The organism is Phyllobacterium sp. SB3, from assembly GCF_040009165.1.
Lineage (GTDB): Bacteria > Pseudomonadota > Alphaproteobacteria > Rhizobiales > Rhizobiaceae > Phyllobacterium.
The window spans coordinates 1-23,919 of record NZ_JBDYKI010000005.1; the positions used below are offsets into that span (position 1 = coordinate 1).

Annotated in this window: 17 protein-coding genes and 1 tRNA gene; 9 read left to right on the forward strand and 9 right to left on the reverse strand. The window is 53.0% G+C overall.

Annotation, left to right across the window (positions count from 1 at the left end; translation table 11 throughout):
- Window positions 1-124: 124 nt before the first annotated feature.
- The 3 genes from ABKW30_RS18750 to ABKW30_RS18760 all read right to left on the reverse strand — a co-directional run bounded on the left by ABKW30_RS18750 (window position 125) and on the right by ABKW30_RS18760 (window position 2,498).
- Window positions 125-652: a hypothetical protein gene (locus ABKW30_RS18750; RefSeq protein WP_348600449.1), complete on the reverse strand. Its 528-nt coding sequence runs from the start codon at window positions 650-652 to the stop codon at window positions 125-127.
- Window positions 653-897: 245 nt separating this feature from the next.
- Window positions 898-973 (reverse strand) — tRNA-Thr (locus ABKW30_RS18755).
- A gap of 562 nt (window positions 974-1,535) precedes the next feature.
- Window positions 1,536-2,498 carry a nitronate monooxygenase family protein gene (locus ABKW30_RS18760; protein WP_348600450.1) on the reverse strand — a complete coding sequence of 321 codons (963 nt, stop codon included), beginning with the start codon at window positions 2,496-2,498 and terminating at the stop codon, window positions 1,536-1,538.
- A 378-nt stretch (window positions 2,499-2,876) separates the two neighbouring features.
- Between ABKW30_RS18760 and ABKW30_RS18765 the strand changes: the two genes are divergently transcribed.
- Window positions 2,877-3,956: a hypothetical protein gene (locus ABKW30_RS18765; RefSeq protein ID WP_348600451.1), complete on the forward strand. Its 1,080-nt coding sequence runs from the start codon at window positions 2,877-2,879 to the stop codon at window positions 3,954-3,956.
- Between the two features lie 5 nt (window positions 3,957-3,961).
- Window positions 3,962-4,876 (forward strand): methyltransferase domain-containing protein, encoded by a 915-nt coding sequence (locus ABKW30_RS18770; RefSeq protein ID WP_348600452.1) that lies wholly within the window; start codon window positions 3,962-3,964, stop codon window positions 4,874-4,876.
- A 3-nt stretch (window positions 4,877-4,879) separates the two neighbouring features.
- On the opposite strand, the gene ABKW30_RS18775 is transcribed toward ABKW30_RS18770, so the two are convergent.
- The 3 genes from ABKW30_RS18775 to ABKW30_RS18785 form a co-directional block, all read right to left on the reverse strand.
- On the reverse strand, window positions 4,880-5,674 hold the full coding sequence (locus ABKW30_RS18775) for a TIGR02186 family protein (RefSeq protein ID WP_348600453.1): 795 nt from the start codon (window positions 5,672-5,674) through the stop codon (window positions 4,880-4,882).
- Window positions 5,671-6,603: a sulfite exporter TauE/SafE family protein gene (locus ABKW30_RS18780; protein WP_348600454.1), complete on the reverse strand. Its 933-nt coding sequence runs from the start codon at window positions 6,601-6,603 to the stop codon at window positions 5,671-5,673. The genes ABKW30_RS18775 and ABKW30_RS18780 overlap by 4 nt, the downstream gene beginning before the upstream one ends.
- A 206-nt stretch (window positions 6,604-6,809) precedes the next feature.
- The gene (locus ABKW30_RS18785) at window positions 6,810-9,977 is read right to left on the reverse strand and encodes an SEL1-like repeat protein (RefSeq protein ID WP_348600455.1); all 3,168 of its coding nucleotides are present in this window, start codon (window positions 9,975-9,977) and stop codon (window positions 6,810-6,812) included.
- A gap of 313 nt (window positions 9,978-10,290) precedes the next feature.
- Between ABKW30_RS18785 and ABKW30_RS18790 the strand changes: the two genes are divergently transcribed.
- From ABKW30_RS18790 to ABKW30_RS18820, 7 genes are all read left to right on the forward strand, one after another.
- Window positions 10,291-12,126, forward strand: coding sequence for a glycoside hydrolase family 9 protein (locus ABKW30_RS18790; protein ID WP_348600456.1), 1,836 nt, complete (start codon window positions 10,291-10,293; stop codon window positions 12,124-12,126).
- Window positions 12,127-12,309: 183 nt separating this feature from the next.
- On the forward strand, window positions 12,310-14,103 hold the full coding sequence (locus ABKW30_RS18795; RefSeq protein WP_348600457.1) for an acyl-CoA dehydrogenase C-terminal domain-containing protein: 1,794 nt from the start codon (window positions 12,310-12,312) through the stop codon (window positions 14,101-14,103).
- A 67-nt stretch (window positions 14,104-14,170) separates the two neighbouring features.
- The gene (locus ABKW30_RS18800; RefSeq protein ID WP_348600458.1) at window positions 14,171-15,343 is read left to right on the forward strand and encodes an acyl-CoA dehydrogenase family protein; all 1,173 of its coding nucleotides are present in this window, start codon (window positions 14,171-14,173) and stop codon (window positions 15,341-15,343) included.
- Window positions 15,344-15,370: 27 nt separating this feature from the next.
- Window positions 15,371-16,579, forward strand: coding sequence for an acetyl-CoA C-acetyltransferase (locus ABKW30_RS18805; protein ID WP_348600459.1), 1,209 nt, complete (start codon window positions 15,371-15,373; stop codon window positions 16,577-16,579).
- Window positions 16,580-16,590: 11 nt separating this feature from the next.
- Window positions 16,591-18,810, forward strand: coding sequence for a 3-hydroxyacyl-CoA dehydrogenase NAD-binding domain-containing protein (locus ABKW30_RS18810; RefSeq protein ID WP_348600460.1), 2,220 nt, complete (start codon window positions 16,591-16,593; stop codon window positions 18,808-18,810).
- 170 nt (window positions 18,811-18,980) lie between these two features.
- On the forward strand, window positions 18,981-19,622 hold the full coding sequence (locus ABKW30_RS18815; protein ID WP_348600461.1) for a helix-turn-helix transcriptional regulator: 642 nt from the start codon (window positions 18,981-18,983) through the stop codon (window positions 19,620-19,622).
- A gap of 13 nt (window positions 19,623-19,635) precedes the next feature.
- Window positions 19,636-20,514, forward strand: a complete 879-nt coding sequence (locus ABKW30_RS18820) for a thermonuclease family protein (RefSeq protein WP_348600462.1) — start codon at window positions 19,636-19,638, stop codon at window positions 20,512-20,514.
- 5 nt (window positions 20,515-20,519) lie between these two features.
- Here ABKW30_RS18820 and ABKW30_RS18825 read toward each other — a convergent pair whose 3' ends face one another.
- The 3 genes from ABKW30_RS18825 to ABKW30_RS18835 form a co-directional block, all read right to left on the reverse strand.
- Window positions 20,520-20,903 (reverse strand): VOC family protein, encoded by a 384-nt coding sequence (locus ABKW30_RS18825; RefSeq protein ID WP_348600463.1) that lies wholly within the window; start codon window positions 20,901-20,903, stop codon window positions 20,520-20,522.
- A gap of 22 nt (window positions 20,904-20,925) precedes the next feature.
- Complete coding sequence (locus ABKW30_RS18830) at window positions 20,926-22,581, reverse strand: lysine--tRNA ligase (RefSeq protein ID WP_348600464.1); 1,656 nt, start codon at window positions 22,579-22,581, stop codon at window positions 20,926-20,928.
- Window positions 22,582-22,699: 118 nt separating this feature from the next.
- Window positions 22,700-23,539 carry a transporter substrate-binding domain-containing protein gene (locus ABKW30_RS18835; protein ID WP_348600465.1) on the reverse strand — a complete coding sequence of 280 codons (840 nt, stop codon included), beginning with the start codon at window positions 23,537-23,539 and terminating at the stop codon, window positions 22,700-22,702.
- Between the last annotated feature and the right edge of the window lie 380 nt (window positions 23,540-23,919).

Genomic DNA, 23,919 nt, shown 5'->3' on the forward strand with positions numbered 1-23,919 from the left:
CTTCAAAATGAAGGCGATCTGCGCTTCTGTAAACTTCGTCTTCTTCATCGGTTTCTCCTCAGCCCGTAACCGGGGCATTATTGGAAAATTCCAGTTGAGAATGGACTAATTTAACGGGAGCACGTCATCGCCAGCGAGACAATAGGAGGCTTACTAACCCTTTGTCAGAAGATTGCGCATTTATATCGTGAATTGGAATTTCGGGCGAGGTCTGCCCGTGAAACTTATCTAATCGATGAATGGCTTCAATTGCAGGCGTAATGGCAACCAATCGGTTCATGTGGGGAGAAAGCATCCAAGGGTAAAGTGAAAAGGAATTTGAGTATATCGGTCCGGCATTCCTTCCGTACCGAAGCGTCTTCTGACGAGCTTCCAAAATGCAGCAAATCGATATCACGTCGCGAAATCCTGCGACCATGTCCATGTTCAAATCATCCTTAGCGATCGATGAGTGAGCAATGATAACGGACGGCTTTCGCACAATCCCATGTGCATCAGTGAATCTAGACAAAAAATCTTTGAGTTCTGGTTGCGCTGAAATGCAATCGCCGATGCGTGCATCCGAGATGCCGGCTACCGCAAGTTTATCGTTCCCGATTGCCTCGATGACTTGGACGTTCGCAAGGATGGCAATGGGACGCCATTCGTTCATTGGTTCACCTCGTGGGGTAGATTAATTCAAAAATGGATTCAGAATTGTAAGTAACAGGGTAAAATGGTTCATTGAATCTATTGATGTATGGGAGGCATCATAGCAATTCAATTTATTATGGATATTTTGAATGCATCTGCGCGCGAGCCATGAATTTGTTTAATTTTGCAATCGATCACCTGCGATATTGTCGCCAGACTCTGCAATCAGGAGTGTGCTCGATTATGCTAACTTATTGAAGGAACTGGTGCCGCTTGCAGGACTCGAACCTGCGACCCCATCATTACGAATGATGTGCTCTACCACCTGAGCTAAAGCGGCGTACCAAACGCAGAGCAACCTACTATCGCCCTACTATTTTATTCCTATACCCGCCAACGCACTGGTTTTGAACATCATTCTCGGGCGGACCCAATACTTACGAATGATATGCTCTGCCAACTGAGCTAAAGCGGCGGGAACGCTGGTTTCCCTGATCCAAAAGCGGTCAAACTTGATGGCCGTGGATGACGCGCCTGATACCGTCATTGCATGATAATTGCAAGCGTTGAGAGATGGCGTTCAGATTAATGGTATTCAAAAGTTGTATGTTTGTTGTGCGTGGTTCGCCCTTCGACAAGCTCAGGATGCTCACCGTGAGGAAGGTGGCGTGATTGCAAGCCTGCACATGGCCGGGGGTAGTTATTACTCCGCCGTCATCCTCGGGCTTGACCCGAGGATTCATTAAATGGGCTCTCGGTTTGCTCCGCTACAACGTTTATGTGGGTCCTCGGGTCAAGCCCGAGGATGACGGAGAGGTAGGTGAACTGCGTCGAACCACGCGCAATGATTATGCAATTGCATCTTGCCACCATTCCATAGTCGCGATTAGTAGCTGGATAACTCAGGCAGCGCAGAGAGCTTTCTTGGCTTCGTCATATTCCCGCTCGAGCCGTGCGACGAGTTCACCTGCCGGAACCACCTGTTTGATTGCGCCGATGCCTTGACCGCAGCCCCAGATATCTTTCCAGGCTTTCGCGCCGGTGGTTGCAGCTTCAAAATCCATCTTGGAAGGGTCGGCTTCCGGCAGGTGGTCCGGGTCCATGCCGGATTTAGCGATGGATGGCTTCAGGTAATTGCCGTGGATGCCGGTGAAATAGTTGGAATAGACGATATCGGAAGAGGCACTGTCGACGATCATCTTCTTATAGTCGTCAACGGCGCGGGCTTCTTCTGTCGCGATGAAGGAAGAGCCGATATAGGCAAGGTCTGCGCCCATGGCCTGTGCGGCGAGTACGGCCTTGCCCGTGGAAATAGCGCCGGAAAGCAGCAACGGGCCGTCGAACCATTCGCGGATTTCCTGTACCAGCGCGAAGGGTGAGAGCGGGCCTGCATGGCCGCCTGCACCGGCAGCAACGGCGATCAATCCATCAGCACCCTTTCGTATGGCGGAGTTTGCGTGGCGGTTGTTGATGATATCATGCAGGACAATGCCGCCATAGGAATGGATCGCGTCATTGACTTCGGGCACAGCGCCGAGCGACGAGATGACAATCGGCACCTTGTATTTGACGCACATGGTGAGGTCATGTTCGAGTCGCTTGTTGGAACGGTGGACGATCTGATTGACGGCAAAGGGGGCTGCGGGGCGGTCCGGTTTTTTCTCATTATGGTCGCGCAAAGTCTCGGTGATCTCGGCCAGCCATTCATCAAGCTGTGCTTCCGGGCGGGCATTGAGCGCGGGGAACGAGCCGACAACGCCAGCCTTGCACTGGGCAATAACCAGAGCTGGATGGGAAATGATAAACAGAGGCGCTCCAACAACCGGAATGCGCAGGTTTTTCTTCAGAATTTCCGGCAATGCCATGGCTACCTCCCGATAGAACAATTTTGACGTTTGCGTAAACGTAAGTCTTTTTATCATGCCTTTGTTTTTGAGCAAGTGAAAGCTGTTTGATGCAATGAACAATCTAATCAAAAACTATGGTCTGGCCATCATTGCGCCGCCACTATCTTGAATAAGCAGTCAGATAGGTTATGGCTAGTGGAGTGAATTTGACATTTGTATTCCGTCCGGTCATTGGCTCTCAGGCAAATGACAAATTCATAAACTCCACTAGAAACATAAACTTACTGGTGGTCTTCTTGATTTTATTATTCGCTGCAAGCGTGATTGAAACGGTGGGCGAATGTTAGAATCAGGCCACTAGCCACTGATTATGGCTGTTAAGGGATATTCGCCGGTTTGGAAGCGATCGAACAAGCAATCCGTAATGCGTTGGCGAAGGCTGATGCCAAGAACCCTGCAATACGGCAGAAAGTCTATGAATCCGCATGGGGGGCGCATGAGCGTTCGCTGGCAGCAAATGGCGCGTTGGATGATGCAGAGCGCAACGAGCGCCGCGAACGGCTGAAGATTGCCATTACCAGAATTGAAAAAGAGGCGCAGGTGACAGGCTCCGTGGTTCCCGCTGCACCTGCGCCAATTGTAGAGCCCCGCGAGCCTTCGCTCTCCGCTTCACGTGCAGAACCGCGCCGCAATGATGCACGTATTGAGCCAACAATCGACGCTCCTGCTGCACCTGAACTTGGTGCGCCGGAACTGGCAGCCGACAGGCCCTTCACCGCCGGAAACGAGCGGCCGGACTATGTGCAGAAGGACCGTTACCGGCGCGAGAAAAAGGAACGCACGGAGCGCAAGAAGGCGAAGGGGTTGACCAAGCTTCTCATCATTCTCGCCCTGCTGGTCGTGGCTATCGCTGTTTTGTGGATGGTGGCGACGGGTATTATCAATTCGAAGCCTTCTAGCGTACCGCCAAGCACGGGAAATCCGGCAGCAAGCGGCAGCCATGAGCCGCTCAAAGAGGGGCAACTGCCAACGGAAGGAACATGGATAGGCATCTTTGATCCGTCTGATACAACGCAGGTGTCTGTCTCGGGACGGGCCACAGCCAATATTGATGGTGATCAGGTACAGAAATATCTACGCATTAAATCTCCAAGCGAAGCCGACGAGATCAGCTTTCAGGTCGGCGAGGGCGTCTTGCAGCAACTGGCTGGCAAGACAGCGTTGTTCGATATCGTGGCAAGGACGCCAGACGGCACCTCGACACAAATGGCGGTGAGCTGCGATTTCGGTAATCTCGGCGATTGCGGGCGCAAGCGCTATGATGTCTCCGACGCCAGCAAGGAATATCTGGTACAAGTCGATTTCCCGGCGGACAAAAAGCCGTCAGGCAATGGCGTCATCAGGATCAATTCGGATATTTCCCAAGCCGGCAAGGTTGTCGATATCGTCGCCATCCGCGTTCAGATCACAAACTGACAATCGTGGCGAGAGCGTTCCACTCATCGGGTGATCTGATAGCGGACCGCCGCGCTTCGTACGCCGATATGCTGTTCGATAGTGGTGACCATGCTGCCGCTGCCGATCTCATGGCACAGGCGCTGGAGCTGGTGCCCGGCTGGACTGCCGGGCGGTTTCGTCTCGGAGAATTGCTGGAAGCTGCAGGACAGGCGGATGATGCCGCTGCGGCCTGGCGGGATGTGCTGGAGCGTGATCCCGAGGATCGTTTCGGCGCGGGCCTGAAGCTTGCTTCAACCGGCCGTGTCCCCGCACCGGCGATGCCCCCACTGGCCTATGTTGAAACCCTCTTCGATGCTTACGCGCCAACATTCGAAACCGCTTTGCTCGACAAGCTGGAATATCGTGTGCCTGGACTGCTGGCAGAGGCGATAGAAAAGCACGGCTCCGGGCGGCGTTATACCTCAGTGCTTGATGTTGGCTGCGGCACGGGCCTTATGGGGCCTTATGTACGACCGGTCGCTGACTATCTCGCCGGCATGGACCTCTCCGAAGTCATGTTGCAGAAGGCCGCAGAAAAGCAGGTCTATGACGATCTCGCCAAGGGTAATGTCAACGAGTTCGAGATGACGCTCCAGAGCGTTGATCTGGTGATTGCTGCGGATGTCTTTGTTTATGTGGGTGATCTTGATCGCGCCTTTGCAGCCATTGCAAAGTCACTGACCGTTGATGGGCTGTTTGTATTCTCGGTTGAAAATCAGGAAGGCAGCGATGAGCCTGTTCTACAGCCATCACTCCGGTACACCCATTCACAATCCTATATAGAGCGGCTTTTGGCCGTCCACGGCATGGCGCTGATTTCGCTTGCACGGGAAACAATCCGGCTTGATCGCGGAGAACCTCTGCAGGGTTTGATTGTTGTTGCCAAATTGGCAAATTGAAGATCAATCCTTGCGGAAGATCAAGCGGCCAGCCCAGCCTGTGATAACAGCCAGAAACACTGCGAAAATGCCATAAAGCAGGCTGTACTGGTTCGCGGCGCGATAGATGCGAAACTCAAGGCCAGCTTTCACAATATTGAGACTGGTAGCGTTCTCGCGAAGGAACTCACCATTGCGGAAGAGGAAAGCACGCGCCACATGCTTGCCCACAGGCACATTGGCCGGCAGGGACAGGGTTGCGCGAAAGAGCGTGGCGGAGAGAAACTGAACATCGCCGGGGCGTTGACTGTAGAGCTTTTGCTTGAGCTTCAACCGTGGCAGCTCGGGCGTGAATTCCTTTAGTGTCTGGCTCGAACCAAAACCATCAGGCATTGGTTCATAGAACATATTGTTGACGCCAAGACCGAGTTGCGCAAAAACTTTCGGCGTAGCTATATCCTGAAGGTTACGCGTAGAGGCGAGCGAATAGGATGCTGGAATATGCTGGAACGAGACCGATTCCGCATTTATCCAGATACCCAGATAGCGGTCCTTGCGACGGACGACAAAGCTGCGCTCAGGCCCTTCAAGAACCACCACGATATCATAGCGACCCTGCCTTTGAATAAGCGGGTCTGCATTGTCCAAAGCACCGAATACTGTCAGGTCCGTGCCGCGAAAACCGGATGTGATCGCAATCGTATCCGTCGAGAGCCCGATCTCCACGGTTTCGGTATTAACCGGTCGCTGCTGGGCATTCGCAGATTGAACGGCAAGGCAGACTGCAAGCATAAAGATCAAGCGCAGGGCGAGTGTCATGTGCCACCCGTTACGACTGCAAGACTGATCGAATAAAGATCGTCCGGTGTAACAAAAAGCTCAATCGCAAGGCGCAACCCGACGGCAAGGACCAGCATTGCCAACAGCGCCCGCAATTGCTCGCCGCGCAATTTCTGGCCGATGCGTGCACCATATTGCGCACCGATAACACCGCCGGACATCAGCAGGAATGCCAGCACAATATCGACGGACTGGTTGGTCGTGGCCTGCATGACGGTGGTAAAAGCTGTCACAAAAACAATCTGATAGAGCGATGTGCCAATAACGACGTTGGTTGGCATTTTGAGGAGATAGATCATTGCCGGAACCATGATGAAACCGCCGCCTACACCCATGATTGATGATAGGAAGCCAATCGCTGCACCCAGCACCAGAATAGGTATAATGCTGACGTAGATCTTCGAGGCTCGAAACCGCATCTTGAATGGCAGCCGGTGCACCCAATTATGCTGGCCCGGCTTTTTCAACGTTGCCAGTTGTCCTGCCTTGGTGCGGCGCATGGCCTGGATGCTCTCATAGAGCATCAGGCCGCCGATTGTGGACAGAAAGACCACATATAGCAGAGAAACGATCAAATCGAGCTGACCCAACTCGCGCAGGAGCACGAAGACATAAATACCGACACCTGCACCCAGGACGCCGCCTATTACCAGCAAGGACCCGAGTTTAACATCAAGCGTACCACGCTTAAAATGCGTGAGGGCACCACTGAAAGAGGAAGCAATAACCTGATTGGCACCTGTGGCAACGGCGACTGCCGGCGGAATGTTGTAAAAGATCAGCAGCGGGGTGATGAGAAATCCACCGCCAACGCCAAACATGCCCGACAGGAATCCTACCGCAGCTCCCATGCCGAAAAGCACGAAAATATTGACCGAAATCTCGGCTATTGGCAGGTAAATACCCAACTTTATCCAAACCCCATTATGGCGCTCAAGCACCACGATGACAGCAATTCTTTAAGGTTTATTGCTCGCTTGCGGGCTTTGTCAGAGTTTAGACTGCCATACCGGGTTTATATAGATTTAAACGCGAAACCCTTTGTCGCAATGGATTTTTTCGTATGCTGCGGTAATTATATCACGACAAAACGGATGGGTTGAGCTTTGAAAGCTCAACCGTTCTTCTTCAGCAGGCTCTGCACCAGATCATTGTCGATGCTGCCTGTCGGCTTCAGCCCATTATCCTTCTGGAATGCCATGATTGCCTCGCGGGTTTTCGTACCGATTCGCCCGTCGGACCCGCCAGCATCGTAGCCATTCTTGTTGAGAATCAACTGAATGTTGCGAACGGCCTTCTCCATGTCGAGAGAACCGGTTTTCACGGGTACTTCCTGCCATTGTTCAGGAATGTTCAACGCGTTGGCATCAGGATCCATTGCCTTTGGCTTCCATAACGCGGTAGCTGCTTTTGCCCGTGCGAGCTGATCCGCGGTCATTGCATGTGCAACATCATCACGTTTTGAACCCGCATCCTTGTCACCAGCCTCAGCTGCTATGGCGAACCACTTATAGCTTTCTTCCAGGTTTTGCTGCAGCCCGACGCCCTTTGCGGAAAGTATTGCAAGGTTGAACTGGCTGTCCTTGACGCCAAGCTCTGCCGCATTCGTAAACCAGCGTGCAGCGCCTTCATTGTCAGGTGTACCGCCAGCACCGGATGCCAGAAGAACCGCGAGATTATGCATGGCACTTGCATTGCCTTGATTGGCTGCAAGCTCGTACCAATGCTTTGCTTTGACTGCGTCCCGATCAACGCCGAGACCTTTTTCGTAGAAATTGCCGATTCTGTATTGTGCAGGCGCAAAACCGCGCTCAGCAGCGAGCCTGTACCACTCTGCTGCCTTGGCGTAGTCGCTCGTGAAGCCACGGCCATCCATATAGCGGTCGCCGATTTCGAATAGAGCCTTGTTGTCTCCAGAGGCGACGGCAGCATGCAACTCGTCTGGCAATCCTTCGGTGGGGATAGCAGGAATTGCCAGAGGGGCTGGTTCGGCCGCGGGTACGGATTGCGTGGTCGTGCTGTCAACAGCATCATTGACGGTTGATGGCATCTGCTGCTGCGCTGCAATGACGCTCTCTACACTGACTGGAGCCGGTCGGACTGCTGCGAGTTCGCGCGCTGGTGCCACCAGTGCTGGCTTTTCTACTGCCTTGGCAGGTGCTTTTGTAGCAGGCGCAACCGTAGAAGCGGTTGCCTGTGGCTTGGTTGGCTGATCCACGAATGCTGCCTTCAATTGCAATCCAGCAATGGCAATCATGATCGCACCGATGGCCAGCAGGATAGGCTTGCGCTGACGTGCAAGGAAGCTGCGCTTTGGTTGTTCCTCTCCGCTCAGTTCATCATTTATGGACGATGAATTTTGCTGGCTTTCCATTTCAAGTGCCGCTGCCTGCGCAGCGCGGCGTGCCGCAGCGATAAAATCCGCCTTGCCATCGCCGTTGTTGCCGGCAAGCTGCATCTCGCGACGGTCATCACGCACACGCTTAAGAATGGAATTCAGATCAGGCATGCCCGAGCCGGGTTCAAGCGGGCGATTGAGCAAGCTTGGATCAAGGTCGAGCTTCATGTCTGGCTCGTCCAGTTCCATCCCGATATCCGGGTCTTGAGGTGCAACCTCTTTGTTGCGTCCCTTGAACCCTCGGGTCAGGCCGCCAAATATTGAAGCTTTAGCGCGTGGCTCGGCATTGATCATCTCGCTGTCGTCAGCAGGTGCGACTTCGAGAGCGGTCTCTTCAGCTTTGGAAAAGACCGGGGCCGCGAAAGCAGGCTCGTTTATAGCCGGTTGTTCCACCGCATTGTCTGGAATTGGGCGATAAACTGGGACCGGCCCACTTTCCAGCGATGCCAGACGATCCACAATCTTCAGCAACGTGTCGTGTATTGCTTCGAATGTCTTGGTATTACGGTCTTCCGACTTGCGCGCAAGTGCTTCTAGTGTTTTCAGATCACCGGCAAGCTCCCGCGCTACAGCACTGTCGTGACTATTGTTGAAGTCGGCCATGTTACGGATGGCATCTGCCGCAGCATTTCGTGCGGTTTCAACAATGAAATCGCGGTTGGACGCAATTGATTCTTCTATTGCGTCGAGACGTGGAGGAATAGCGGCAATCTCGGCATAATGGTCATTGGACTTTGCAAGATGTTCGGCAAGCCCGGCAATCTGCAATTCAAGATTGTGGATAGCGTCTGAAGTCTTGTCCGTTTGCGGCGTGTTTTCAGCAATAAATCGAGCCATGTCATCGAAGCGTGATTCAATGCTATCCGTCAACCGGATGTCGCTGTGCTCGTTCATCTGGTGATGTTCATCGAGCCGCTGGGTAAGCTCGGCAAACCGCTGATCAACTGTGGCGGTGAAGAGAGGGTCATTGGCAGGCTGTTGTGGAAGCGTCTCCAGCTTGTTGATGACTTGCAATACGCGGTCCTCAAGGTCGCGGAAGTCTGAAATGCTGATTGCTGCCGGTGCATTCTGCAAATGGCGCGCTACGGCAGCAAGATGTTCCGACAAAGCATCAATATTGATGGCTGGACGCTTTGCCTGCTCGGTTAGGTGGTCGACGCGCTGTGCCAGTTCACCCATCCGCTGCAGGATCACGTCCGAGGTGCGAGCTGGTGCGGAGGCTTCAACGCTGCTTGCCAGCGACGCAATGCGCGCCTCAAGCCGTTCAAACACATCGGCTTCGGCAAAGCGTGCCGGTGTTTGATGAGAAGTTGCGACAATCGCCCGGCTTATCTCGTCAAGGCGATCATCAATCTGCTGCATGTAACGAACAGGCATTGGTCCGCTGTTAACAGGTGCATCGTTGCGGCTGAGTTTATATACGGCCTGCTTCAGCTCGTTCAGGTCGCCACGCAGCATGGAAAGGGTTTGTATCTCGTTGTCCGTCTGCGAGTTGCCAAAGTAATTGGTTGGTGCAGCCGACTGCTGCAGCCGGTTCAAAGCAGTGTTATGCAAAATTGAGGAATTGGACGCTTCCATTTCGTCGCTCATCTCGGTGCGCAACTGCTTCAGCTGCGCCGCAACGGCTGAAAGATCATGCTTGCTATTCTGTGACGGGCTCTCACGGCGAGGTGCAGACGCCAAACCGGCCCGTGAAGCCAAAGCGGCAAAACGATCAGCTATGTCATTACCCGCTAGCTCTGGCTCCGGGTTTTTCGGCTTCATGGCATTGCGCAATTGGCTTTCGAGTGCCTCAAGCGTGCGATTGAGATTATCCAGCGACGTAGCATCACGGCGGGCGCGATTGACATTGACCTGTTCCATTAGTGACCTCTGGTTCGTCATGGACGTCTGCTGCTCAAGTTGACATGCCAGTTACCTGGCAATTCAGATTCGGGTGCTCAAAGGGAAAGCCGAGGGCGCGTAGCGCGTCGGGGCCAAACCGGAGAGCCGGGGCCTATGCCCCATGCGATCCGACAAGCCGTGAAAAACAAATCACATATAGACACGGTTCACCGTCACGCTGACATTGGCGAAACGTGGTAAACAAGTGGTTAAGACCTTGGTCAAACGGCTAAAATAACAGCTCATTTCGTCGTCGGCATCTGATACAAACAATGAAAGCCTTTACGCCATCGCGTACTGCGGAGAATATCGAATGATACATCGCTGTCTGTTGATGCTATTGGCTACGATATTCGTCTCCATGGCGCCAACAGTCGGTCGGGCAGAAGAAATCTCTGTGCGCGTCAATCAGCTTGGCTATTTGCCGGATGGTCCAAAATTGGCAACGGTTGTGTCTTCCTTGGACGAGCTGTTGGAGTTTCAGCTTATCGATGACAAGGGCACTCCCATATTCAAAGGCATGACAAAACCTTTCGGCCCAGACCCCATGTCCGGTCTCAAGACTCAGCAGGCGAACTTCTCCGAGTATGAAAAGACAGGTGAAAACTATCGTCTGGCCATAGGCGAGAATTTCAGCGTACCGTTTTCTATAAAGCCCGACATCTATGATCGTTTGAGCGTCGATGCACAGTCCTGGTTTTATCTTGCCCGAAGCGGCATAGAAATCAGGAAGGATATTGTGGGCTCAGCCTATGCGCGACCAGCCGGACATATTGGCATCGCGCCGAACCTCGGAGATATAGCAGTTCCGTGTCTGGACAGTGAAGCCGCTGTAAAAATCTACCCGGAATTCAAATGGGCTTGCAGCTATTCGCTTGATGTTAGCGGTGGCTGGTATGATGCGGGCGATCAGGGCAAGTATGTTGTCAACGGCGGGATTGCAGTTTCCCAGCTTATGGACACCGTGGAGCGAGGCAGGCTTTTCGCACAAAATGCCAGGACTGTCTTGAGCGACAAGCGGTCACGTTTGCCGGAGCAGGGCAACGCAACTCCTGACATTCTCGATGAAGCGCGCTGGGAACTGGAGTTCATGCTGAAAATGGTGGTTCCGCCGGGTGATCCGTTCGCCGGTATGGTTCATCATAAAGTGCACGATACAAACTGGACCGGCGTACCAATGATGCCCCACAGTGATCCGCAGCCACGTGCGCTCTATGCACCTTCTACGGCGGCCACTCTCAACCTTGTGGCTGCTTCAGCTCAAGGGGCACGCCTTTTTAAAGACTATGACGCGCTATTCTCGAAACGATTACTGCTCGCCGCAAAACAGGCTTGGGCTGCCGCACAGGCACACCCCGATCTTATAGCGCCGTCTGGAAATTTCGACGGTGGTGGTGCCTATGGGGACGGCGATCTTGGTGATGAATTCTATTGGGCAACCAGCGAGCTTTATCTGGCGACAGGAGAGGCGGCCTATCTTTCTTCAATCAAAAGCTCGCCGCATTGGCGCGGCGACGTGTTCAGCCGGGAAGGGCATGGTGCTTTCGATTGGGCTAATACTGCCGGATTTGCCCGCTTGCATCTGGCTCTTTACGGCGAAAAATTGCTTCCCGCGAAGGAGTGGCTGACAATCAAAACTTCAGTGGTTCAGGCCGCCGAGGGCTTTATACGACTTCAGGAAAAGGAGCCATTCGGACAAATCTACCGCCCCGAAAATGGCAAATACGACTGGGGTAGCAATCACGCGATACTGCAGAACATGATCGTAGTGTCTGCCGCCTATGATCTGACGCACAGGCCGGAGTTTCTGAAAAGCGTTCGTGAAAGCGTTGACTATCTCCTTGGGCGTAATGCTATGAACATCTCGTACATTACCGGATATGGGACAGCTTTTTCAAAGAATCAGCATAGCCGCTGGTTTGCGCATCAAATTGAACAAGCGCTTCCAAACCCACCGCCCGGTTCTCTCGCAGGAGGTCCGAATTCATCGCTTGTCGATGATATTTCCAAGGCACGGCTTGCTGGCTGTGCCCCGCAACAATGTTATCTCGATGATATCGAAGCTTATGGCTCCAATGAAATTACGATCAACTGGAATGCTCCGCTGGTCTATATCGCCAACTTTCTCGACAATACCCGCAAGAAATAGTGACAATCGAGATTTGACATTGCTGATTTGAAAGCATGACATACATGCTCTTTAATCCCAAAAACGCTACAACCACTAATTTTGACGTTTACGGAAACGTCAAAATTTGTTATGAAGGACGAAATTCTGCGGCACGGATGTTCTGCGTGCTGTTTTTGCTCGTTTTTGTTTTGGAGGAAGCTGATGCCGAGTTACCGCGCACCTGTTGAAGACACGCTGTTTGTTCTCAATGATGTCCTGGGGTTTGAACGTTACAACAATCTTGAAGGTTTTGCGGATGCATCGCCGGATATTGTCGAAGCGATTCTGGGTGAAGGCGCAAAGCTGGCCGAGAACACGCTTTTTCCGATCAATCAATCCGGCGATCAAGAAGGTTGCGTGCGTCACGATGACGGCTCGGTAACAACGCCAAAGGGCTTCAAGCAGGCGTTCGATCAATATCGCGAAGGCGGATGGGTTGGTCTGGCTGTGCCACAGGAGTTTGGCGGGCAGGGCTTGCCCTATGCGCTTCATGTAGCGGTTGGCGAATATATGGCCTCGGCCAATATGGCGCTGGTCATGTATCCCGGCCTGACGCAGGGCGCGATTGCAGCCATTCTTACCCACGGCACGGATGAGCAGAAGCAGGCTTTTCTGCCGAAAATGGTCGATGGCACATGGACCGGAACAATGAACCTGACAGAGCCGCATTGCGGAACTGATCTCGGTCTGCTGCGCACCAAGGCCGTGCCGAATGGCGATGGTTCCTACAAGATTTCCGGCCAGAAGATTTTCATATCGGCCGGCGAGCACGACATGGCCGAGAACATTGTTCATCTGGTTCTGGCCCGTATTGAAGGCGCGCCTGAAGGCGTAAAGGGGATTTCCCTGTTCATCGTGCCGAAGTTCAATCTCGACGAAAGCGGTAACCCCGGGACGCGCAACGGCGTATCGTGCGGTTCGATAGAAGAAAAAATGGGCATCCATGCCAACTCGACCTGCGTCATGAATTATGACGAAGCTCAAGGTTTTCTCATCGGTGGTGAAAACAAGGGTCTGCGCGCCATGTTCACCATGATGAACGAGGCACGGCTTGGTGTGGCGCTGCAAGGACTTTCCATTGGCGAGATTGCCTATCAGAACGCTGCAATCTATGCGCGTGATCGCATTCAGGGTCGCTCACTGACTGGACCTAAGGCTCCGGACAAGAAAGCAGATCCACTTATTGTCCATCCCGATGTGCGCCGTATTCTTATGACAATCAAATCCTTCAATGAAGCGGGCCGGGCATTCATCCTGTGGTCTGCATTGAAGTCCGATGTGGCGCATCGCTCGGCAGATGAGGCGGAAAAGCAGCTGGCTGACGATATTCTCAGCCTCATGACTCCTGTGCTTAAGGGTGTTCTGACGGATAAGGGCTTTGAGCATGCCGTGATGGCGCAGCAGGTCTTTGGCGGCCACGGCTATATCGAAGAACATGGCATGAGCCAGTATGTGCGCGATGCCCGTATCGCTATGATTTACGAAGGTGCCAGTGGTGTTCAGGCGCTTGATCTGGTTGGCCGTAAGCTTGGTGCTAATGGTGGCCGTGCTATCATGGCTTTCTTCAAGGAAGTCGGCGACTTCTGTGATGAAAATCGCGGTGACGAGAAGCTCACCTTCTACACCAAACATTTGAAGAAGGGCCTCAATGATTTGCAGGCCGCAGCAATGTGGCTGATGCAGAATGGTATGGCCAATCCAGACAATGCAGGTGCTGCCTCGACCGATTTCATGCATCTCTTCGGTCTCGTGTCACTCGGATATATGTGGGCACAGATGGCCAAGGCGGCCAATAACAAGCTTGGCAACGGCGCAGATAACAAGGCTTTTTATGAAACCAAGCTGGTTACCGGCAAGTATTTCATGGAACGTGTAATGCCTGAAACATCGGCCCATCTGGCTCGTATCCAGACGGGTGCCGAGACAATGATGGCGCTGCCGGCAGAAGCATTCTAAGCTGAATGCAACGCAGCCATGGGCCGCGGTAGCGCGGCCTGTTTCAGGAAATCTCGGGAGGATTGTAATGGGTGTGCGACCGGAAGATGTATTGGGCGTTCCTAAGCCTGAGTGGAAAACCGACGATGTAGTGATGCTTCAGGAAATGGCCGCAAAGTTCCTTGAGGCCGAGGTACTGCCGCATTATGACCGATTTGAAAAACAAGAGATTTTTGATCGTTCCGTCTGGGAACTGGCGGGCGAAAATGGCCTTCTCTGTGCATCTATGCCGGAGGAGTATGGTGGTGCAGGCGGCACCTACGCGCATGAAAGCGCAATCCTCGAAGCAATCAGCCATGTCGGTGTCGATGGTTTCGGCATAGCCCTGCACAATTCCATCGTTGCTCCCTATATCCTGCATTATGGCTCCGAAGAGCAAAAGCAGAGGTGGCTGCCGAAAATGGCAACTGGCGAGCTTATTGGTGCAATCGCCATGACAGAACCCGGCGCAGGCTCCGACCTTCAGGGCGTTAAGACGAGTGCGAAAAAAGATGGCAACCATTATGTCATTAACGGCTCGAAGACCTTTATTACCAACGGACAGCTCGCCAATCTCGTCATTGTCGTCGCCAAGACCGATCCGGCCCAAGGGGCAAAAGGCACATCGCTGCTGATCGTTGAAACTGACGGACAGGAAGGCTTTGAGCGCGGGCGCAACCTCGATAAGGTTGGTCTCAAATCCAATGATACGTCCGAGCTATTTTTCAACGAAGTTCGCGTCCCAACATCCAACCTTCTGGGAACCGAGGAAGGTCAAGGCTTTGTACAATTGATGCAGCAATTGCCACAGGAGCGCTTGCAGATTGGCGGCACTGCCATTGCCATGGCGGAACGCGCCATTGCAATTACGAGCGACTATGTGAAGGAGCGCAAAGCCTTCGGTAAGGCCGTGATCGAGTTTCAGAACACTCAGTTCAAGCTGGCGGAATTGAAGACTGAAGCAACGATTGGCCGTGTGTTCTACAATCATTGTGTTGAGCGTCATGTGAATGGCGGGCTTGATCCGGTGACAGCCTCCATGGCCAAATACTGGCTGACCGACCTGCAAAACAAGGTCGTGGATGAATGCCTGCAACTGCACGGCGGCTATGGTTATATGAATGAATATCCGATTGCCCGCATGTTCCGCGACGCTCGCGTCCAGCGCATCTATGGTGGCACCAACGAAATCATGAAGCTTTTGATCGCCCGCAGCCTTTGAGCCTGCGGTAGCAACAGGGAGTATATTATGGCCGACGCTTATATTTATGATCACGTCCGCACACCACGCGGCAAGGGCAAGAAAGATGGCAGCCTGCATGAAGTGCCTGCCGTTCGCCTTGGCGCGCATGTTCTGGAAGCATTGCGTGACCGCAATGGTCTGGATACGGGTCTGGTTGACGACATTATTTACGGCTGTGTTGATCCTGTCGGTGAAGCCGGCGCGGTTATCCCGCGCTCTTCGGCTTTCGAGGCGGGGTATGACTTCAAAGCGCCGGGTATGCAGATCTCGCGCTTCTGCGCTTCGGGTCTTGATGCCGTGAACTTCGCTGCTGCCAAGATCGTACAGGGCGCGGATGATATCGTTATCGCTGGCGGTGTTGAATCCATGTCACGCGTCGGCATGGGTATGTCGGGCGGTGCCTGGTATATGGACCCGTCAGTCGGTCTGCCGGGCTACTTTATGCCTCAAGGTGTTTCCGCCGATCTGATCGCTACGAAGTACGGTTTCACGCGCGATGATGTGGACGCTTATGCGGTCGAGAGCCAGAAACGCGCGGGCGAGGCTTGGAAGAAGGGTTACTTCAAGAACTCGGTTCTGAATATCAAGGATGTAAACGGTCTTATGATCCTTGATCACGACGAGCATATGCGCCCCACGACTGATATGCAGGCATTGGCATCGCTCAATCCATCATTCGTTATGCCGGGCGAGATGGGCGGATTCAATGCTGTTGGCATTCAAGCCCACCCGGAAGTTGAGACCATCAATCATGTCCATCATGCGGGTAATTCATCCGGAATTGTTGATGGTGCTGCCGGTGTCCTGCTTGGCTCCAAGAGCGCAGGCAAGGCATTGTCGGCAAAGCCGCGCGCCCGTATCCGCGCATTTGCCAATATCGGCTCTGACCCGGCTTTGATGCTGACAGGTCCGGTTGATGTGACCGAGAAGCTGCTGAAGCGCGCCAAGATGAAAATCTCGGACATCGACCTGTTCGAACTGAATGAGGCCTTTGCCGCTGTTGTTCTGCGCTACATGCAGGCTTTCGATATTCCGCGTGACAAGATCAACGTCAATGGCGGCGCCATTGCCATGGGACACCCACTGGGTGCTACAGGTGCAATGATCCTCGGTACCGTTCTCGACGAACTTGAACGCCGCGATCTGAACACTGCACTTGTTACGCTATGCATCGGTGCTGGCATGGGCACTGCAACCATCATCGAACGCGTTTGAGGAGAGAGAAGATGACTTACACAAACTTCAAATTCGACGTCGATGCCGATGGTATTGCTCTCGTCACATGGGATATGCCTGACAAGTCCATGAACGTCTTCACGGAAGAGGTCATGAAGGAGCTGGACGCTATCGTCGATAAGGTTGCTGGCGATGCGGCAATCAAAGGCGCAGTTATCACATCCGGTAAAGACACTTTTTCCGGTGGCGCCGATCTGACCATGCTCAAGCGCATGTTCCAGCTTTTTCAGGACGAGAAGGCAAAAGACCCGCAGAAGGCCGTTGAGCTGCTCTTCGAAACGACCGGCAAGATGGGCGGACTTTTCCGCAAGCTGGAAACTTCCGGCAAGCCTTGGGTTTCGGCAATTAACGGCACCTGCATGGGCGGCGCTTTCGAAATGTCGCTTGCCTGCCACGGCCGCGTGGTTTCAGACGATCCTTCGGTCAAGATGGCCCTGCCAGAGGTCAAGGTCGGTATCTTTCCGGGCGCTGGTGGAACGCAGCGTGTCCCGCGCCTAACGAACCAGCAGGATGCATTGCAGATGATGACGACAGGTTCCAGCCTGACCGCATCGCGAGCCAAGGCAATGGGACTGGTGCATGAGATTGCCCCTGCGAAGAAGCTGGTTGAAGTCGCCAAGAAAATGATCAAGGACGGCTTGAAGCCGGTTCAGCCTTGGGACGAAAAAGGTTTCAAACTGCCGGGTGGAGCGATTTATTCGGCTGCCGGTGCCAATCTTTGGCCTGCTGCCACGGCTATTCTGCGCCGCGAGACCTATGGCAATTATCCGGGTGCGGCATCGATTCTCAAATCTGTTTATGAAGGTCTGCTCGTACCTTTCGACACCGCCCTCAAGATCGAACAGCGGTATTTCACCAAGATATTGCAGACAACTGAAGCGAGCATGATGATCCGCTCGCTGTTTATCTCCTTGCAGGAGTTGAACAAGGGCGCTCGTCGTCCAGCAGAGGTGAAGCCTACAAAATTCAAGAAGGTTGGTGTAGTCGGTGCCGGTTTCATGGGAGCAAGCATTGCCTACGTCACTGCGAAAGCGGGCATTCCGGTGGTACTTGTCGACCAGAGCGTTGAAGCTGCTGAGAAGGGCAAGGCTCACTCCGCCGATCTGATCACCAAGGAAGTGCAGAAAGGCAAGGCAACTGCCGAGGATAAGGAAACGCTGCTCGGCTTGATAACTGCTTCAGCTGATTATGCTGACCTTGATGGTGCCGACCTCGTAATCGAGGCGGTGTTCGAGGATCGTGAAGTCAAACGTGTAGTGACAGAAAAAGTAGAGGCCGTGCTGAAGCCGGGCGCAGTCTTCGCTTCAAACACGTCGACCCTGCCGATTACCGGACTTGCAAAGGTTTCTGTGCGGCCAAAGAATTTTATTGGCATCCATTTCTTCTCACCTGTCGACAAGATGATGCTGGTGGAAGTCATCATGGGCAAGAAGACCTCGGATAAGGCGCTTGCTGTGGCACTGGACTATGTGCGTGCAATCAAGAAGACCCCAATTGTGGTCAATGATACACGCGGGTTCTACGTTAATCGCTGCGTCCTGCGTTACATGTCTGAATCCTACAATATGCTGATCGAAGGCGTTCCTCCGGCAATGATCGAAAATGCTGCCCGCATGGCGGGAATGCCGGTAGGCCCATTGGCACTCGGCGATGAAACGGCAATCGATCTTGCTCAGAAAATCCTCAAAGCAACATTGGCAGATCTTGGGCCAAAGGCCGTTGATCCACGTCATGTGGAACTGATCAACACTTTGGTCGACAAATATGATCGTCGTGGCCGTAAGAATGGCAAAGGCTTCTACGACTATCCAGCCAAGCCGGCGAAGAAGCATTTGTGGCCGGAGTTGAAGACGCTCTATCCGCAACAGGATGCTGACAAGATCGACGTGGAAGTGCTCAAGCAGCGTTTCCTTGTGACAATCGCCTTGGAAGCCGCGCGTGTGATGGAGGAGGGCATTGTTACCGACCCGCGTGAAGCGGATGTCGGTTCCATTCTGGCCTTCGGTTTTGCCCCTTATACGGGCGGAACACTTTCCTATATTGATGGCATTGGAGCTGCACAGTTCGTGGAGATCGCCAAGAATCTGCAACGGAAATATGGTGCCCAGTTCAAGGCTCCGAAGCTGTTGCTTGATATGGCCGAAAAGGGTGACACGTTCTATGAGCGTTTCAATCCATATCCTGCGGAGAGCGCAAAGAAAGCTGCCTGACGGAAATGCGGGAGTTGTCCTGGACAGTTTCCGCATTTTTCCAAGTGATAGAAATCTGGCAATTGGAACTAACAAAATAAGAAAGTTTTCCGCGATTCTTCTCGACTTTTGTTAAATTGCTGCTTAAAATCATTGCCAAGGTATTTTTTCCTTCTGTTTGGAATATGTCCATGTTTTCACATGACCGCATTTGGGCGGCCATCGACGCGCTGGCTCAACGTCATTCGCTATCCGTTTCCGGATTGGCGAAGCGTGCTGGCCTCGATCCGACAACATTCAACAAATCCAAGCGCTATGCTGCAGACGGACGTGCACGCTGGCCTTCGACTGAATCGCTTGCAAAGATCATGGAAGCAACCGGCGCTTCTCTGGATGAATTCACAACACTGGTTCACGGCAAGGTTTCCAATGCTGCTGGAACAGCCATGCGGTCAATTCCACTGCTTGGTTTCGCTCAGGCTGGTGCGGGTGGTTTTTTCGACGATGGAGGCTTTCCTGTCGGGCAGGGGTGGGATGTCGTGGAGTTCCCCATTGGTCCCGGCGATACTGTCTACGCGCTTGAAGTGTCCGGGGACTCGATGTTGCCTCTGTATCGGGATGGCGACACAGTCATCGTTGCTCCAGGAGCGCCTGTGCGCCGGGGCGACCGCGTTGTCGTTCGAACCAAGGACGGCGAAGTCATGGCAAAAATTCTTTCCCGTCAAACACCTCGCACGATTGAATTGCAGTCGATGAACCCTGAACATACAAACAGGACTTTTGACGCAGTTCATATTGATTGGATTGCGCGTATCCTTTGGGCGAGCCAATAGGGATTCGCATCGCATGCGCCAGATACGGCTCTATGTTCTGACCGTTTTGGTCGCGCTCGCTCTGGCCTATTCGTTTATTGCGCCGTTTCATGGTGGTCTTGAAGCAACGATTGCATCAGATCAGGACGTAAGTGTCGTAGCTGAAGATTTCGAGTTGCCTGCAGAGATGCAGGATGCGGCACCTGAAGAACCAGCCCCCGCGCCAGTGCGGGAAGAGCCTCCGGCAACCACAAACAGGCTTCCTTTGCGCCAGGTCGACCCGGATGATGCACCAGCGCCCACGCAATTGGGCCCATTGCAGCGGATAGACCCACGCAAGCCATTGAGTGAACTCGGACAGGCCACGCTTCCAACTCCACCCCCTGCACCAGCACCAGTTGATAATACAGCAAAGCCGGTTCTGCTTTACCGACCGGTTGCAACGAGTGCAGGAAGCATCGAAGCGTCTGGATACAGAATATCTATTGAAGGCATCAATGCGCCGGGCGTTGAGGAAACGTGCAAGGCCGATGGTGTCGATTGGCCATGCGGCATGGCCGCACGCACTGCCCTGCGTAACTGGCTGCGTTCGCGCGCTATCGAATGCAATGTGCCGGGCCAATCCTCGGATGAACTGATCGCCACGCAATGTAAATTGGGTACCATGGACGTCGCCAGTTGGCTCGTCTCCAATGGGTGGGCACGCGCTCGGGATGGGGCGCCGTTGGCGGACATGATGAAGAAAGCTGAGGAGCAGAAGCTCGGCATTTTCGGTGGTGCACCACCGTCTTTGCCGGCAAGCGATGAGCTGCCCTTGCCTCAAGCGACCGAGACACCGGATGTTATTGAAGAGCCGCTAGCGCCGCCGCCGGTAACTTCGCCTGACGCGCCGTTCCCGCCAGCTCCGCAATAATGTCTTTAGGCTTCGTGGCAGACCGCTTCGATATTATGGCCATCCGCATCGTGCACATATGCGCCATAATAATTGGGATGATAGCGCGGGCGTAACCCCGGCTTCCCGTTATCAGCACCACCCGCTGCTAATCCGGCTTTATAAAATGCGTCGACGACATCAGGGCTATTGACCCGGAAGGCTACATGAAGCAGCGGCTTGTTTGGCGTGCCGCTTATAACCCAAAAATCAGGCTTACCATTCTCGCCAAACCCTGCAACGTTGGCACTGCCGGTAACTGAAGCCGGAAACTCGACAATCAGACTGTATCCGATTGCCCCGAGCGTTTGAGAATAGAACTTCTTACCCGCTTCGAAATCGCTGACTATTATCCCGGTATGATCGATCATTCCGTTCCTCCGAGCTGTTTGCTCAGAGTAACTCGCCAGCCAATGCTTTTGCAATCAGAGCGCGTGTCTCGTCTATGCCATACAATGCTACGAACGAACCGAAGCGTGGCCCCCGCTCTTGACCGATAAGAACTTCATAAAGCATCTGGAAGAATGACACAGCCACACCCGGGCCACCTTCGGGGCTCTTCTTCGTATGGTCCTGATAACGTTCGATAGCGCGTGCAACGTCCAGAATGGCATTCTGAATTGTGTTGCCGTCGGCGTCTGCGGGCAATGTTGCCAGCTTGTCCGACACTCCTTGCAGTGCAACGCGTTCCACATCGTCAGGCATACGGAATTTCTTGGTCGGCTTTACGAAATCGTTGAAGTAACGAATTGCGTACTTCACCAGCGCATCAAGCTCCGGATTCTTTTCCGGTGTGGCACCTGTGGCGTAACGCGAAATGAAGCCCCAGAGAACGCCGCTGTTTTCAGCATTTGATGCGCTGACCAGATTAAGCAAGAGAGCAAAGGGAACTGGCATATCAACGGCGGGAGGATTGCCGCTGTGGAGGTGCCAGACAGGATTGTTCAGCCGGTCCTTCCATGACTGGCGCTCATAGGCTGAGAGATAGGTAAAATACTCGTCCACTGCCTTCGGAATGACATCGAAGTAAAGGCGCTTTGCAGTTCTTGGCTTCTGGAACATATAAAGCCCCAAGCTCTCAGTTGGAGCGTATGTCAGCCATTCATCGATGCTGAGGCCATTTCCCTTCGACTTGGATATCTTTTGACCGATATCGTCCAGGAACAGCTCATAGACGAAGTGCTCCGGAGCGCGGCCACCCAAAATTTCGCAAATCCGATCGTAGATTATCGCATTCGTCTGATGGTCCTTCCCGAACATTTCGAAATCGACACCCAACGCAGCCCAGCGCATGCCGAAATCCGGCTTCCATTGCAGCTTTACGTTTCCGCCTGTTACGGACAGGGTTGTTTCCGTACCGTTCTCGTCATCGAACGTTATTGTACCGTTCTTCGCGTCAACATTCTTCATCGGGACATAAAGAACACGACCGCTTGTCGGTGATATTGGCAGGAATGGGCTATAAGTGGCCTGACGCTCCTCGCCGAGTGTGGGCAGCATTACTTTCATAATGTCGTCATAGCGCTCGACAGCCCGCAGCAGGACTTCGTCAAAGCGGCCCTGCTGATAGTATTGTGTAGCGCTGGCGAATTCGTAATCGAAGCCGAACGTGTCGAGGAAGCGGCACAGCATCACGTTGTTATGGTCAGCAAAGCTCTTGTAATCGCCGCCATAGGGATTAGGCACCGCCGAAAGCGGCTTGTGCAGATGTGGCACGAGGGAAGCGGGGTCCGGTACATTATCCGGAATCTTGCGCATGCCATCCATGTCGTCAGAGAAGCACAACAGTTTGGTCTTGACCGTATCGTTTGTCAGAATGCGGAAGGCATGGCGCACCATGGACGTACGCGCGACTTCGCCGAACGTGCCGATATGCGGAAGACCGGAGGGGCCATAGCCTGTTTCGAACAGGATTGTCTCAGGATACCCTGTCTTCTGATATCGCTTGACGATTTTCTGCGCCTCTTCGAAAGGCCACGCTTTGGCCTCTGCTGCCGCCGCGATCAATTCGGGGGTCAGTTCGATTTGGTTATTTGGGCGCGAAGTCATTCGTTTTTCCTGCTGTCTTGTGGAGCCGGCGGACACTATGGCGGCAGATATCCCGCGTCAATCATATGTATCGCGGCAATGGCGGGTCAGGGCCGATTTTTGCAGTTATTCGTCTGCATCAATAGAAATCGATAGGGAAATATCTCAAATACAGTTCCGATATCGTACCTTTTGCTTCCATTGATTTCAGCGCGAAATTGAAGCCATCGGCAAGATCGCTGTTTTGAAGCGTCGTAGCGATCATCAACCCATCGCCGAGAAACTGCGGAGCCGTATATGGGCGTCCGGCAAACACGCAACACTTTTCAGCATCCGGACTACCAATCCAGAAAGACAAATCCGAGCCATCGCCAAATACGGCATCAATCTTCTTTGCCTTCAGATCCTTGAGCATAAGCTCGCGCGTGGGATAACCGATCCAATGGGCCTTGGGGAAGTAATCGGCAAAAATTGCCTGATGTACCGAATCTGAGATCACACCGACATTCTTGTTCTCCAAGGTTTTGTCGATAGGGTCTGTCAGTTGGTGATCATTCAATGTGAGGAATCGCGCTGTTAGCCGCATGTAGGGTGCAGTAAAAGCATATTTTTGTCTGAGAGCAGTGGTTGGGCGAAGTCCTGCAAGGATGGCTTCCGCTTCACCGCTCTCGAGTGTAGCCTGTAACTCATTCCAAGGACGCGCTTCTATTTGACAGATCGCAGTTACATCCAGTTCAGCGCATATGGCGCGTGCCAGGTCGATATTGAAGCCTGATATGCGGCCCGCATTATCGATGAAATTGAATGGAGGGTAATCAACTGTCGTAACAAAGCGGATGCGCTTTACCGCTGTCAGATCAGGTTTGGAAACCCGTTCTCGACCATCCCAATAACGTGGAAAATCTGCTGCATGCGTCGCCTGCGCCATCATGAGCAGAGCGAGACTTAATAGAAAAATAGTGGTGGACCGAAAATGCATGGAGGCTCAGTGTGCAATTGATTTGCACAGAGGCTAACGCATCAGGCAGAAAACGGAAACTGCTATTTGGCGCGTATTCCGATAAGCCGCATTGTGAAGACATTATCATACTGCAAGTTGTAATCGGTAGAAGTGTAAAATAATATTTACACGATAAAAATAATTATTGACACAATATAAATTTATTCTCATTTATAAATAAAGTTGTTTAGATGAATTAATTATTACTTTAAATTGCGGGTGTGTATTTTGCAACCAGAAATATACTGTATAAATATTTTATATAGAGCAGAGGATCATTATCACGCTACGTTTTGGCGATGATGGAGCGTCAGTTCGAAATTTCGATCGCAACGCGGCTTGCGTCTACTGGCGTGGAA